At 74.7% G+C, this 14099-nt stretch carries 13 protein-coding genes; 9 read left to right on the top strand and 4 right to left on the bottom strand.

What is annotated here, in order from left to right; genetic code table 11:
• Positions 1–2 precede the first annotated feature (2 nt).
• From E4P40_RS02190 to nhaA, 5 genes are read left to right on the top strand one after another with little or no spacing between them, the layout of a single operon-like run.
• Positions 3–218, top strand: a complete 216-nt coding sequence (locus E4P40_RS02190; RefSeq protein WP_135157016.1) for an RNA-binding S4 domain-containing protein — start codon at positions 3–5, stop codon at positions 216–218.
• A gap of 56 nt (positions 219–274) precedes the next feature.
• Complete coding sequence (locus E4P40_RS02185) at positions 275–1720, top strand: RNB domain-containing ribonuclease (RefSeq protein ID WP_245160095.1); 1446 nt, start codon at positions 275–277, stop codon at positions 1718–1720.
• Positions 1717–2904 (top strand): pyridoxal phosphate-dependent aminotransferase, encoded by a 1188-nt coding sequence (locus tag E4P40_RS02180; protein ID WP_135157014.1) that lies wholly within the window; start codon positions 1717–1719, stop codon positions 2902–2904. The genes E4P40_RS02185 and E4P40_RS02180 overlap by 4 nt, the downstream gene beginning before the upstream one ends.
• Positions 2901–3665 carry a nitrilase-related carbon-nitrogen hydrolase gene (locus E4P40_RS02175; RefSeq protein ID WP_135157012.1) on the top strand — a complete coding sequence of 255 codons (765 nt, stop codon included), beginning with the start codon at positions 2901–2903 and terminating at the stop codon, positions 3663–3665. The genes E4P40_RS02180 and E4P40_RS02175 overlap by 4 nt, the downstream gene beginning before the upstream one ends.
• A 43-nt stretch (positions 3666–3708) precedes the next feature.
• Positions 3709–6345 (top strand): Na+/H+ antiporter NhaA, encoded by a 2637-nt coding sequence (gene nhaA, locus E4P40_RS02170; RefSeq protein ID WP_135157010.1) that lies wholly within the window; start codon positions 3709–3711, stop codon positions 6343–6345.
• A gap of 4 nt (positions 6346–6349) precedes the next feature.
• Here the strand turns inward: nhaA and E4P40_RS02165 are convergent, their stop codons facing one another.
• Positions 6350–7207 (bottom strand): PRC and DUF2382 domain-containing protein, encoded by an 858-nt coding sequence (locus E4P40_RS02165; RefSeq protein WP_135157008.1) that lies wholly within the window; start codon positions 7205–7207, stop codon positions 6350–6352.
• 43 nt (positions 7208–7250) lie between these two features.
• On the bottom strand, positions 7251–8219 hold the full coding sequence (locus E4P40_RS02160; RefSeq protein WP_135157006.1) for an endonuclease/exonuclease/phosphatase family protein: 969 nt from the start codon (positions 8217–8219) through the stop codon (positions 7251–7253).
• Between the two features lie 77 nt (positions 8220–8296).
• Between E4P40_RS02160 and E4P40_RS02155 the strand changes: the two genes are divergently transcribed.
• Together E4P40_RS02155 and E4P40_RS02150 are read left to right on the top strand one after the other, a co-directional pair.
• Positions 8297–9826: a CYTH and CHAD domain-containing protein gene (locus E4P40_RS02155; protein WP_135157004.1), complete on the top strand. Its 1530-nt coding sequence runs from the start codon at positions 8297–8299 to the stop codon at positions 9824–9826.
• Between the two features lie 46 nt (positions 9827–9872).
• Positions 9873–11087, top strand: coding sequence for a metallophosphoesterase (locus E4P40_RS02150; RefSeq protein ID WP_245160094.1), 1215 nt, complete (start codon positions 9873–9875; stop codon positions 11085–11087).
• Positions 11088–11103: 16 nt separating this feature from the next.
• On the opposite strand, the gene E4P40_RS02145 is transcribed toward E4P40_RS02150, so the two are convergent.
• Together E4P40_RS02145 and E4P40_RS02140 are read right to left on the bottom strand one after the other, a co-directional pair.
• A complete protein-coding gene (locus E4P40_RS02145) occupies positions 11104–11673 on the bottom strand; it encodes a TetR/AcrR family transcriptional regulator (protein WP_135157002.1) in 570 nt (189 codons plus the stop codon).
• Positions 11674–11811: 138 nt separating this feature from the next.
• Positions 11812–12840, bottom strand: coding sequence for an ATP-dependent 6-phosphofructokinase (locus E4P40_RS02140; RefSeq protein ID WP_135157095.1), 1029 nt, complete (start codon positions 12838–12840; stop codon positions 11812–11814).
• A 144-nt stretch (positions 12841–12984) separates the two neighbouring features.
• On the opposite strand from E4P40_RS02140, the gene E4P40_RS02135 reads away from it, so the two are divergent.
• Both E4P40_RS02135 and E4P40_RS02130 read left to right on the top strand, forming a co-directional pair.
• On the top strand, positions 12985–13725 hold the full coding sequence (locus tag E4P40_RS02135) for a GntR family transcriptional regulator (protein WP_135157000.1): 741 nt from the start codon (positions 12985–12987) through the stop codon (positions 13723–13725).
• A 14-nt stretch (positions 13726–13739) separates the two neighbouring features.
• Positions 13740–14099: SRPBCC family protein (locus E4P40_RS02130; protein ID WP_135156998.1), on the top strand; the 360-nt coding region annotated here is incomplete at its 3' end.

Here is a 14099-nt window from a genome sequence, read left to right as displayed (position 1 = left end):
CCGTGCGCACCGTCTCCCTCCGCCCGGGCGAGGACAGCATCCGCCTCGGGCAGCTGCTCAAGCTCGTCGACGCGGTCCCCACCGGGGCCCAGGTGAAGGACGTGCTGTTCGCCGGGGAGGTTCGCGTCAACGGGCAGCCGGAGGAGCGCCGCGGCCGGCAGCTGCGCACGGGCGACGTGATCTCCGTCGAGGGCATGGAGGACGTGCGCATCGGCTGACGTCGCGGTTCCACGTGGAACCGCGCGGTCCCGCCGCCTCTGTCAGGCTGGCGACCGTGCCTGTCCCGTCCGCGGCCCCCATCCGCCTCCCGCGCTGGCCCGCCGCGGCCGAGGACGGTCCCGACTTCGCGGCGATCCGCGCGGAGTTCGACGTCCCGGAGGAGTTCCCGGCCGACGTGCTGGCCGAGGCCGAGCGGCGGGCCGCCGAGCCACCCCTGCCCGAGCTGGACGCCACCGACGTCCCCCTGGTGACCCTCGACCCCGTCGGCAGCCGCGACCTCGACCAGGCCGTGCACCTCGCCGCCCGCGACGGCGGCTACCGGGTCAGCTACGCGATCGCCGACGTCGGGGCCTTCGTCGTCCTGGGCGGTGCGATCGACCGCGAGGCGCGCCGCCGGGGCCAGACCCTCTACAGCCCCGACCGCCGGACACCGCTGCACCCGCCCGCGCTGAGCGAGGGCGCCGCGAGCCTGCTCGCCGACCGGCTGCGTCCCGCCGTCCTGTGGACCATCGACCTCGACGCGGACGGCGAACCGGTGCGCGTCGACCTCCGACGGGCCCGCGTGCGCAGCCGGGCGCAGCTGGACTACCCCGCGGTGCAGGCGCAGGCGGACGCCGGCACGCTGCCCGAGCCGCTGGCGCTGCTGCCGGAGATCGGCGCCCTCCTGCAGCAGCGGGCGACGGAGCGGGGTGCGATCGAGCTGGGCACCCCGGACCAGGAGGTGGTGGCCGGGAAGGACGGCGGCTGGACGCTGGCCCTGCGCGGCGACCTGCCAGTCGAAGGGTGGAACGCCCAGATCTCGCTGCTCACCGGTCGCTGTGCGGCCGCGCTGATGCTCGACGGCGGCGTGGGGGTCCTGCGCACCCTGCCGCCGGCCCGCCCGGAGGACGTCAGCCGGCTCCGCCTGCTCGCCCCGGCCCTCGGCGTCGACTGGCCGGCCGACGCGGGGCCCGGTGAGGTGATCGCCCGCCTGGACGCGTCCCGGCCCGGGCACGCGGCGTTCCTCGAGGAGGCCGTCACCCTGCTGCGCGGCGCGGCGTACACCCCCTTCGACGGTCCGCCGCCCGCACAGGCGGTGCACAGCGGGGTCGCCGCGCCCTACGCGCACGTGACAGCGCCGCTGCGCCGGCTGGTCGACCGCTTCGGCACCGAGGTCTGCCTCGCGCTCGCCGCCGGCCGGGAGCCGGCGCCCGAGCTGCGCGCCGCCCTGCCCGAGCTCCCGGCGCAGATGTCGGCGTCGGACCGGCGGACCCGGGAGGTGGAGCGGGCGGTCATCGACGCGACCGAGGCCTGGCTGATCCGCGACCACGTCGGCCAGACCTTCTCCGCCGTGGTCGTCGACGCCGAGAACGGCAAGGGCACGGTCGTGCTCGACGCCCTCGCGATCCGCGGGAGGTGCACCGGGGACCACCTGCGGCCGGGCACCCGGGTGCGGGTTCGCCTGGAGGAGGCCGACGTGGCCGGCCGGTCGGTGCGCTTCACGACGGCGGGCGAGCCGTGAGCCGGGTGCCGTACCTGTCGGCCCGCCTGCAGGGCTTCGGGACGACGGTGTTCGCGGAGATGAGCGCGCTCGCGGTGGCCACCGGCGCGGTGAACCTCGGCCAGGGCTTCCCCGACTACCCCGGCCCCCCCGAGGTCCTCGACGTGGCCCGTGCCGCGATCGGCACGGCCGCCGACCAGTACCCGCCGGGCACCGGCATCCCCGAGCTGCGCGCCGCCGTCGCCGACCACCGCGCGCGGTTCGGCGGCGGCAGCTACGACGCCGACACCGAGGTGCTGGTCACCGCCGGCGCGACCGAGGCGCTGTCGGGAGCACTGCTCGCGCTGCTCGACACCGGTGACGAGGTCGTGCTGTTCGAGCCGATGTACGACTGCTACGCGGCGGGCATCGCCATGGCCGGCGGCGTCGCCCGACCGGTCCCCCTCCGGCCCCCGGACGACGGGGAGGGCCGCTGGGCGTTCGACCCGGCCGAGCTGCACGCCGCGATCACGCCACGCACCAAGATCCTGCTGCTGAACAGCCCGCACAACCCCACCGGCAAGGTGTTCACCGCCGACGAGCTGACCCTCGTCGCGGCCGCCGCGATCGAGCACGACCTGCTGGTCGTGACCGACGAGGTCTACGAGCACCTGGTCTTCGGGGATGCGGTGCACCGGTCGATCGCCACGCTGCCCGGGATGCGCGAGCGCACGCTCGTCGTCAGCAGTGCCGGGAAGACCTTCAACGTCACCGGCTGGAAGATCGGCTGGATCTGCGGGCCGGGGGCGCTGGTCTCCGCCGTCCGGACCGCCAAGCAGTTCCTGACCTACGTGAACGGCGGGCCGTTCCAGCCGGCGGTGGCCGCGGGGCTGGGCCTGCCCGACGAGTACTTCACGCGGGCCGCCCGCGACCTCGAGTACCGGCGCGACGTCCTCGTCCGGGGGCTGACCGACGCCGGCCTGCCGGTGATCAGCCCCGAGGCGACCTACTTCGCGACCGTCGACGTCCGCTCCGTGCAACCGGACGGGGACGGCCTGGCGTTCTGCCGCGGACTGCCGGAACGGGCGGGGGTCGTCGCGATCCCCACCGTGGTCTTCTACGACCCGGCGCACGCCCACCTCGGCCGGCACCTGGTGCGGTTCGCGTTCTGCAAGGGCGACGATGTGCTGGCCGAGGCCGTCCGGCGGTTGAGGGGGATGACATGAGGATCGCGGCGGTGCAGCACGACATCGTCTGGGAGGACCGCGAGGCCAACTTCGAGCGGCTGGCCCCGCTGGTCGAGCGGGCGGTCGGTGCCGGCGCGGAGTTCGTCCTGCTCACCGAGACCTTCTCCACCGGGTTCTCGATGACCCCGGGGATCGGCGAGCCGGAGGGCGGGCCGTCCGCGCAGTTCCTTGCCGCCCAGGCGTCGGCGCAGGGCGCCTGGGTGGCGGGCACCTGTCCCGAGGTGGCGACCGGGGAGGAGCTGCCCTACAACTCCTTCGTCATCGCGGGCCCGGACGGCACCACGCACCGGTACCGGAAGCTGCACCCGTTCACCCACGCCGGCGAGCACGAGCGGTTCAAGGCGGGGGAGAAGCCGGTGACGATCGAGGTCGGGGGCCTCCGGATCACCCCGTTCATCTGCTACGACCTGCGCTTCGCCGACGTCTTCTGGAAGGCGGCGCCGGACACCGACGTCTACCTCGTGCCGGCGAACTGGCCCAGCCCGCGCCGGCACCACTGGCAGACGCTGCTGCAGGCCCGGGCCATCGAGAACCAGGCCTACGTCGTCGGCTGCAACCGGGTCGGTACCGCCGGCGACGGCACCGAGCACGTCGGGGACAGCCGGATCGTCAGCCCGATGGGGGAGTTGCTCGCCACGGCGGCCGGCGTGGAGACGATCGTCCTCGCCGACGTCGACGCCGCCGAGGTCGCCGCGACCCGGGACCGGCTGAGGTTCCTGCCCGACCGTCGGGGGGACTGACGGGGACTCCCACCGGAAACCGTCCGGCCCTAGCGTTCCCCGGGTGACCACCGTCGCCGGAGCGAGCCGCACCGGATCCGCCCACCTCGCCGCGCAGCTCTCGGCCCCCGTCCGCCGGCTGATGCGCTCCGGTGTGGCCGGCGCGGGCCTGATGGTGGCCGCCACCCTGGTCGCGCTGGCCTGGGCCAACTCGCCCTGGGCCGACTCCTACGACCAGCTCTGGCACACCGAGCTGGCCCTGCGGTTCGGGAACGCCGAGATCGCGATGGACCTGCAGCACTGGGTCAACGACGGCCTGATGGTCTTCTTCTTCTTCCTGATCGGGATGGAGGTGCGTCGCGAGCTCTCGATGGGGGAGCTCGTGCAGCGCAGCCGGCTCACCATCCCGGTGCTCGCCGCGGTGGCCGGCCTCGTCCTCCCGGCACTGCTCTACCTTGCCATCAACGCCGGCGGGGAGGGCGCGGTGGGGTGGGGCATCCCGATGGCCACGGATACCGCGTTCGTGCTGGGCGCCCTGGCCCTGTTCGGCCGGCACACCCCCATCCAGCTGCGGGTCTTCCTGCTGTCGCTGTCCGTGGTCGACGACATCGGCGCCCTCAGTGCGATCGCGATCTTCTACTCCGACGAGATCGACCTCGTCGCCCTGGCGATCGCCGGATTCTGCGTCTTCGCGTTCATCGGCCTGTCGCGCATGCAGGTGTGGCGGGGACCGGCCTACTTCGCCGTGGGCGCGGTCATGTGGGTGGCCATGTACGAGTCCGGCGTGCACGCCACCATCGGTGGCGTCGTGCTGGGGCTGCTGGTCAGCGCGTACCCGCCGCGCCGGGCCGAGGTCGAGCGCGCCGGGTCCCTGGCCCGCGCCTTCCGCCAGTCCCCGGAGCCGGCCCTCGCCCGGGAGGCGAAGCTGTCGGTGGAGCGCGCGATCTCGCCCAACGAGCGGATCGGCGCCGTCCTGGTCCCGTGGAGCAGCTACGTCGTCGTGCCGGTGTTCGCCCTGGCCAACGCCGGCGTGCGGATCGACGGCGCCCTGCTCGAACGGGCCGTCACCTCGCCGGTGACGATCGGCGTCTTCGTCGGCCTCGCGGTCGGCAAGCTGCTCGGTGTCGGTCTGGCGGCGGCACTCGCCGTGCGGCTGCGACTGGGCGTCCTCCCGCCGGGCGTCACCCTCGGCAACGTCTGGAGCGGTGCCGCCCTCACCGGCCTGGGCTTCACGGTCTCGCTGTTCGTCACCGACCTCGCGTTCGACGACGAGCGGCTGCGGGAGGAGGCGACCGTCGGCATCCTCGCCGCCGCCGTGGTCTCCACGGCCGTGGGCGCCCTCTTCTTCCGCGTGCTGAGCCAGCGAAGCAGCGCCCCCGAGCGGCCGGTGGAGCTTGACCCGCCGGTCGACCCCGACGTCGACCACGTCCGCGGTCCGGTCGACGCGCCGCTGACCCTCGTCGAGTACGGCGACATGGAGTGCCCCTTCTGCGGGCGGGCGACAGGCGTGGTCAGCGAACTCCGCGGCCGATTCGGCGACGACCTGCGCTACGTCTTCCGGCACCTGCCGCTCGTGGAGCTGCATCCGCACGCCCAGCTGGCCGCCGAGGCGACCGAGGCCGCCGGCGCCCAGGGCAAGTTCTGGGAGATGCACGACAAGCTCTTCGCCCACCAGGACGACCTGGAGGCGCCCGACCTCCTCGACTACGCCTCGGCCCTGGGGCTCGACCTCGAGCGGTTCGCCCGCGACCTCGGCGACGGCACGTACGCCCAGCACATCCGGGACGACGTCGCCGGAGCGGAGGCCAGCGGGGTCGAGGGGACCCCGACGTTCTTCGTCAACGGCGTCCGGCACGTCGGCCGCGCCGGGACCGACGAGCTGGCGGCGGCCCTGCTGAGCACCGACCCGCGGGGCACCGCCCTGGAGCGCTCCGCCGCCGGGCCGTCCCCCGTGCCGGGGACGCGTCCCCCCGCGCCGCTCTCGCCCCCGGCCCGGCTGCCCGCGGTCGAGGGACTCGCGGAGACCGAGGACCCCAGCGGCGCCTCACCGCGACTGGACGCCCGGCAGCTCGCGGTGCTGCGGCGGGCCGGCCGGCGGCGGTCGACGTCGACCGGGGACGTGCTGGTGCAGGGCGGCTCGTCGGAGTGGGACTTCGTCGTCGTCCTGGAGGGCACCGTCGCCGTCGTCGAGGACGGGCTCCCGCCCGACGCGGCCGACGGCGCCGTCGCCGGGCCGCGGGTGGTGTCGGTGGTCGGACCCGGGCGCTTCCTGGGCGGGCTGAACATGCTCGCCGGGCAGCGCGCGGTGCGGTCGGTCGTCGTGGCGGCCCCGGGTTCGGTGGTGACGCTCTCGGTCGACCGGTTGCGCGAGGTGATGGCGGCCGACCGCGAGCTCTCCGACGTCATCATGCGGGCGTTCCTGCTGCGCCGGGCCATGCTGATCGGGCGGGCGACGGGGCTGCGGGTCGTCGGCGACCCCCGCTGGCCGGCCAGCGCCGAGCTGCGCGCCGTCCTGGCGGAGCGCGGCATCGTCCACCAGTGGCTCGACCCGACGCAGGACGAGGCCGCCCGGGCGATGCTGACCGAGATCGAGGGCCTCGACGACCACCGGCCGGTCGTCCTCGCCGCCGACGGCCGCGTGCTCGTCGAGCCGACCGTCGACGAGCTGCTGCGTGCCGCCGGGACCGACCGGGTGGGCTGAGGGGTCAGACGGCCGGATCGTCGGTGGCCGCGTGCCGGGCGGTCGTCCGCGGCACTGCGTGCTGGTCGACGGCGATCTGCTCGCGCTGGACCTGCTCCGTGACCGTCTCCTGCCCCTGCACGACCTCGGTGCGCAGGCGGACCCGCTCGACCGGCACGACCTCGACGGTCACCACCGGTCGCTCGGTGTGGAGGATGATCTCGCCGGGCAGCCCGTCGCCCGCCGGCATGCCCTGGACGTCCGTCCCCGGACGGCCGTCGTCGAGCAGCGACTCGCCCGGCAGGTCCGGGGCGTCGACCGGCACCTCCTCGACGCGGATCTCCTCGCGCCGGATCGGCACGGTGATCTGGACCTCCTCCGTCACCACGTACTTCACGATCCGCGCGCGGGTGGTCGCCACCCGCTCGGTGCCGACGACCAGGCGCTCCTCGTTGCGCACCATCCCGCCCTCGGCATCGACGGGTACCGGCTGGGTCCGGTCGACCGGTGCGTCGGTCAGCGAGGCGGGCACGGGCGCGTCGACGACCGGGGCCACCGCCTCACCGCCCGCCTGTCCCAGGCCGTAGTGGCGGCGCAGCTCGGCCTCGTCGTGGGGCGTGAGGTGGTCGCCGGTCAGGTGCGGCGCGCCCTTCACCGCTTCGGCGGTGACCGGTACCCGCAGTCCGCCCGACTCCTCGATGGTGGCGTCCACCGCAGGGACGATCGACTGCTTCGTGCCGAAGAGCCCGGTGGTCACCGCGACCCACGTCGGCGCTCCGGTGCGGTCGTCGACGTAGAAGTGCTCGACGGTGCCGAGCTTGTCGCCGTTGGTGCCGTACACGGTGCTCCCGATGGAGGTGGAGACCTCTCGCTCGCTCAGCATGGGAATGATCGTGCCCAGCCGGGCCGCTCGGTGAACATCGCCGTCATCGGGCCGGCAGCACGAGGTCGGCGACGACGGCCCGGTGGTCGCTGCCGTGGACCGCGACGAGCCCCACGTCGGCCACCGTGATCCGCGGGTCGACGAGCACGTGGTCCACGGCGAGGCGGGGGACCCGCAGCCGGAGGGGGTGCCAGGTCCACGCCAGTGCGCCACCCGCGACCCGCGCGGCGTCGACGTATCCGCGGCGCAGCACCGCCCGGAAGGCGGCGTGGTCGAAGGTGGCGTTGTAGTCGCCGGCCAGCACGCGCAGGACGCCGGCCTCCGGGTCCGGAAGGGCAGCGAGGTCCCCGGTCCAGGCCCGGACGGCGGCCGGCGAGGTCGCCGGCGGGGTCGTGTGGACGGCGGTGAGCACGAGGTCCGGTGCGCCGTCGACCGCCAGCCGTACGGTCGGCTGCTCGAAGGTCCCGGGTTCGGCACCGCGGTCGAGCACGATCAGGCGGGTCCACACGGCGCCGGAGCCCGCCGGCACGGATCCGGGGCGGGCCGGGATCACGTGCGCGTGGGGCAGCACCTCGTCGATCCCCGCCGCCCGCAGGGCCGCCTCGGCCCGGGGGGTCAGCTCCTGCACCGAGAGGACGTCGACGTCGTGCCGGCGAACCAGGTCGAGGACCGGCCGGGCCTCCACCAGCCCCTTGCGCAGGCTGACAGTCGCGACGCGCACTCGGCGGGTGCGCCCCTCCGCCGGTGCCGGCGATCCCCCGGCCCGGGACAGCACCGCCCCGGCGAGTGCCGCGCCCGCGCCCGCCGACAGCGCCGCGGCCGGGACGGATCCGGCCAGGACCGCGGCGGCGAGAGGCAGGACGGCGGTGACCGCGGCGTAGGGGGTGAAGGAGATCGCCGGCACGAGGGGGAATCCGCGCTCCGTTCCGGTCACCCGGACGACCGCCCATCCCACCCACGGCAGCGCGACGGCGACCGCCGTCCGGCGGCGGACGCGAACCGGTGCGGCCATCGCGGTCACCGTAGCCAGCGGTGCCGCGAGCCCCGTCGGCGTGGTGGAGGAACCGCCGCGCGCCTAGGTTCGCAGTCGTGACTGCCGGACACCTGGAGGTCGAGCGCAAGTTCGACGTCGACGAGACCTTCGCGCTGCCCGGGCTGGCGGGCCTGGACGGCGTCGCGACGGTCGACGCGCCGGTGGTCCACGAGCTCGAGGCGGTCTACCACGACACATCCGACCTGCGGCTGCTGCGGGCGCGGGTGACGCTGCGCCGCCGCACCGGGGGCGCCGACGCGGGCTGGCACCTCAAGCTGCCGGCCGGGCCCGCGCGGCGCGAGCTGCACGCACCGCTGGGGCGGGCGGTCAAGAACCCGCCGAAGGGCTTCCTCGCGCCGGTGCGGGGGATCCTCCGCGGCGCTGCGACCGGTCCGGTCGCCACCCTCCGGACGCGCCGGGTCGTCACCCACGTCCGGGACGCCGACGGGCGGACCCTGGCCGAGTTGGCCGACGACACGGTGACCGCGACGACGCCGGCCGTCGGGATCGGCGAGCCGGCCGAGGTGCAGGTCTGGCGCGAGCTCGAGGTGGAGCTGGTCGACGGCGGCGAGGAGCTCCTGGGGACAGTGGCGGAGCTCCTCACCGGAGCCGGCGCCCGCCCGTCGGAGTCGGCGTCGAAGGCCGGGCGCGTGCTGGCGGCGCGGCTGGCGGCCGGCGCCCTCCCGGCGGAGCGGGGCCGGAAGGACAAGCGCCCCCGGGCCGGCGAGTTCGTGCAGGCAGCCCTCGGCGAGCAGGTCGCCGCGCTGCAGCAGGCAGACCTCGACCTGCGCACCCAGCAGCCCGACGCCGTCCACCAGCTCCGGGTCTCCGCGCGGCGCCTCCGCAGCACGCTCGCGGCGTTCCGAGCGGTGCTCGACCGGGAGGCGACGGCGCCACTGCGGGAGGAGCTCCGCTGGCTGGGCGGGCAGCTGTCGAACGCCCGGGACGACGAGGTGGCGCTGGCCCACCTGCGGGAGCTCGTGCGGGGGCAGCCGGAGGAACTGGTGCTCGGGCCGGTGGCGGCGCGGCTGCAGCAGGCGCAGATCCGCGAGGCCCGGGCCGGGCTCGACCGCGCTCTCGTCACGCTCTCGGAGCCGAGATACCTGCAGCTCCTCGACGCCCTGCACGCGCTGCTCGCCGAGCCGCCCTTCACCGGGAAGGCAGGGAGCCCGGTGCGCCCCGTGCTCCGGAAGGCCGTCGGGAGTTCGGTGCAGCGACTGCGCCGGCATCTCGCGACCGCCGAGAAGGCATCCGAGGAGCAGCGGCACGAGGCCCTGCACGCCGTCCGCAAGGCCGCGAAGCGCGTGCGCTACGCGGCCGAGATCGGCACCGGTGAGCTCGGGCCGGCGAAGCCCCTCGTGCGTGCCGCCAAGCGCATCCAGGCGGACCTGGGCGAGCTGCAGGACACGACGGTCACCCGCGAGCACTGCCGCCGCTTCGGGGTCGTGGCCTTCGCCGAGGGGGAGAGCACCTTCACCTACGGCCGGCTGCACGCGCTCGAGCAGGCGCGCGCCGAGCGGGCCGAGGAGGCGTTCTGGGCCGAGGAGCCGAAGCTCCGCAAGGCCCTGGACCGCGCCGCGCGCTAGCTGTACGGCGGCCGGCCCGCCGCACCTGCGACAGTGGGACCGTGCTGTGCGAGCCGGGGCGCCGGTGTCCCTGATCCGGTTGCTCGGTTTCGGCACCGTCGTCCTGCTGGCCATGACGCTGCTGCACGGCTATCTCTGGTTCCGGCTGGTCCGCGGCACGACGCCGCCTGGCCAGGTCCGCCGGCGGCTGACGCTGCTGACCGTCGGCCTCATGCTGCTGCCGGTGCTCGCGATCTCGCTGCGCCGGACGCTGCCCCTCGGCGCCTCGGCGCCGCTGGACTGGGTCGCCTACAGCTGGCTCGGGATCGCGTTCTACGGCTTCCTCGCGCTGCTGTTCCTGGAGCCCGTGCGGCTCGTGGGCCGGCTGCTGCTGCGCCGGAGGAGAGACGAAGCTCTCCCGGAAGGGCCACCGGATCCCGCGCGGCGGTTGTTCCTGGCGCGCAGCCTCGCCGTCACGGCGGGGGCGATCGCCCTCGGGACGGCCGGCACGGGGGCGTACTTCGCCAACTCCGCACCCGTCGTCCGCCGGGTGCCGGTGACCCTGGCCGGCCTGGATCCCTCGCTCGACGGCCTGCGGATCGTCACCTTCTCCGACGGGCACCTCTCGGCCACCTACGGCGGCCGCCGCTTCGAGCGGCTCGTCGAGCTCGTGAACGAGCAGCGCCCGGACGTCGTCGCGATCGTCGGCGACCTGGTGGACGGCGACGTGAGCGAGCTGCGCGAGGAGGCGGCGCCACTCGCCGACCTGGTCAGCGCGCAGGGCGTGTTCTTCGTGACCGGCAACCACGAGTACTTCGTCGACACGAACGCCTGGCTGCGGCACCTGCCGACGCTCGGGGTGGACGTGCTGCGCAACGAACGCGTCGCCATCCGGCGCGGCGCGGCGTCCTTCGACCTGGCCGGCATCGACGACCGGACGGCGGCGTCCTCGGGCCTGCCCGGGCACGGCGCGGACCTCGACGCCGCCCTCGACGGACGCGACGACGCGACGCCCGTCGTCCTCCTGGCCCACCAGCCCGTCATGGTCGACCAGGCACGAGCGGCCGGCGTCGGCCTGCAGCTCTCCGGCCACACGCACGGCGGCCAGCTGTGGCCCTTCGACTACGCGATCCGGCTGGACCAGCCGTCCGTCGAGGGGCTCACCCGGCACGGGGACACCCAGCTCTACGTCACGTCGGGCGCCGGCTACTGGGGTCCGCCGATGCGGATCGGGGCGCGGCCCGAGGTCACGGTCGTGGAACTGCGGCCACTGCCCGGCTGAGTCGTGGGCTGCGGCCCTACAGGGCCTCGAACGCCTCGTCGATGAGCTCCTCGAGCTTGCGCTCGCCGTCGCGGTCCGCCCACGCGAGCACACCCGCGGTGAAGGCGGCCATGAAGACCTGGACGACGACGGCGTCCGCCGGAGGGAGCGCGCCGCCCGCCTGTTTCCGCAGCGCGTCGCTGATCAGGTTGGCCGTGGTGCGCTCGAACTCCGCGGCCCGCGTCCGCAGCGCCGGGGTGGCCGCGATGATCCGCCACCGCGCCAGAGTGGCCTCCCGTTCCTCCAGGCTCCAGGCGGACACCCAGATGGCCGGGGCGTGCTTCAGGCGCTCCCGCAGCGGCAGTTCGGCCGGGAGGGCGGCCACGAGCGCCTCCATGTCCTCGGCGCTCGGCAGTTGCATGACGAGGTGTTCCTTCGACGGGTAGTGCGCGTAGAACGTCGGCACGGAGACCTCCGCCGCCGTGGCGATCTGGCCGACGCTCACCCGCTCGAAGCCGTGCTCCCTGAACAGGCCCATCGCCACGTCGTAGACCCGCCGGTGGGTCGTCTCCCATCGGCGCATCCGCCAGTCCCCCGTGTCCGCCACTGGTCACTCCCTCGTCCGCGCGCAGCACTGAGCGCAGCCGCCCCACCGGGTGTCCCCGGATGACTACGGGCCGCATCCTGCCGCCCCTACCCGCGGTTTCGCACTTCACGCGGTCCGAGCGCCGCCCGCGGGGCCGAATCAGCCGGTGAAGGCCCCCGTCTCGGCCAGCCGGGAGGCGCTCACCGTCTTCAGCTTCGCGACGGCCTTGGCCAGCGGGACGAGCTCGATCTCGGTTCCGCGCAGCGCCACCATCTGCCCGTGCGCCCCCTCGTGGGCGGCGACCGTGGCGTGCAGGCCGAACCGGGTCGCCAGGACCCGGTCGAACGAGGTGGGGGTGCCGCCGCGCTGGACGTGCCCGAGGACGGTGGTGCGGACCTCCTTGCCGGTGCGCCGCTCCAGCTCGTCGCCGAGCTGCTGGGCGACCCCGGTGAACCGGCGGTGGCCGAACTCGTCGACGCCGCCGTCGCGCAACGGCATCGTGCCAGGCAGCGGGGTGGCGCCCTCCGCGACGACGCCGATGACGTGCGAGTCGCCGCGGTCGAACCGGGCGGTGACCAGGCGGCAGACCTCCTCGACGTCGAACGGCTCCTCCGGCACCAGGGTGAGGTGCGCCCCGGACGCCAGGCCTGCGTGCAGCGCGATCCAGCCGGCGTGCCGGCCCATCACCTCGACCAGCAGCACCCGCTGGTGCGACTCGGCGGTGGTGTGCAGCCGGTCGATCATCTCGGTGGCGATGCTGACCGCCGTGTCGAAGCCGAAGGTCAGGTCGGTCTCGTCGATGTCGTTGTCGATCGTCTTCGGGATCCCCACGACCGGGACGCCGGCCCGCGACAGCAGGTGCGCAGCCGTCAGGGTGCCCTCCCCGCCGATCGGGATGAGGACGTCGACGCCGTGGCGGGCGAGCACCCCCTTCATCTCCGCGATGCCGGCGTCCAGCCGCTCGGGGGCGACCCGCGCCGAGCCGAGTGTCGTCCCGCCCCGGGTGAGGAGGCCGTCGACGGCGGCGATGTCCAGCGGCGTCGTCCGGTCCTCCAGCAGGCCGCGCCAGCCGTCGCGGAAGCCGATGACCTCGCTGCCGTAGTGGGTCGTCGCCGTACGGACGACGGACCGGATGACTGCGTTCAGGCCGGGGCAGTCGCCCCCGCCGGTGAGGACACCGATGCGCACCGGTCGCTCCTTCTGCTGGCCGAGCGCCCGACGATACGTCATGACGTCCTGATGATTCCGCCCCGGCGTGTCGTCCGGACGGGCGAAACGGACGTCTCATACGACATGACGTCCAGACGTCTTGCGATCCCGTACCTTTGACGCGTGGTCAGCCCCGTCACCGGACCGAAGTACCTGTCGGTCCGCGAGCACCTCCGGCGCCGCGTCGCCGCGCTGCCCGAGCACACCGTCCTCCCGCCGGAGCCCGTCCTCTGCGCCGAGTACGGCGTCAGCCGCATCACGCTGCGCCGCGCAGTCGACGGCCTCGTCGCCGACGGTCACCTCGTCCGCGAGCAGGGCCGTGGCACGTACGTGACCCGGCCGGCCATCCGGCACGAGTACCGCGAGAGCTTCGTCCACCGGATCGCCGGCTTCAGCTCGGTGATGAGCGAGCAGGGCGCCCAGGTGGGCACGAAGGTGCTCACCCAGCGGATCGTCCCGGCCCCGGCTCCGGTGGCCGTGGAACTGGCCCTGGAGGGCACGGCCGACGTCGTGGAGCTCGAGCGGCTGCGCAGTCTCGACGGCGAGCCCAACCACGTGGCGCACAGCTTCCTGCCGGCGGCCCTGTACGCCGGAGCCGTCGAGGCGGACTTCAGCGAGGGCTCGCTCTACGACTTCCTGCGCCGCGAGTACTCCGCCGACCTCGCGACCGCCCGGATCGTCGTCGACGTCGGCACCGCGGCCCCCGACGAGGCCGATCTCCTGCACATCGTCGCCGGCTCGCCGCTGCTCGTCGTCCGCACCACCGTCCGGGACAGCAGCGGCCATCCGCTGGTGCACAGCTTCTCCCGGCTGCGTCCCGACGTCAGCCAGGTCGAGTTCGAGGTCTCGGTCGGCGGCCGCTGAGTGACCGACCTGACATGACCGGGACGACGACGGCCACCGGCGTCCGCGACGTGCCCGAGCCGCGGGCCGAGGTCTGGCGCGCCCTCGCCGTCCTGGAGCCGTACTGCGCGGTCTGCGACGTCTCCTACGTGGTCGGGGACGACGCCGCCGAGCCCGGGGTCGGGACGACGTTCGTCTGCGCACCGGGCCGGCTCGACGGGTTCCCGCCCGCGGCGGGGGCGCCCCAAGGGGAGATCGTGGACTGGTCGCCCCCGCGGCTGGTCACGACCCGGCTCGAGCTGACGCCGGAGACCTGGACGACACGGATCGAGCTCGAGGACACCGGCGCCGGCGGCACCCGGGTCACCATGACGATCACCCACGAGCCCACCGGC

It is taken from the genome of Blastococcus sp. CT_GayMR20 (genome assembly GCF_004570345.1).
Note: the sequence above shows the minus strand (reverse complement) of the source record. Positions and strands in the feature narration are given on the sequence as shown.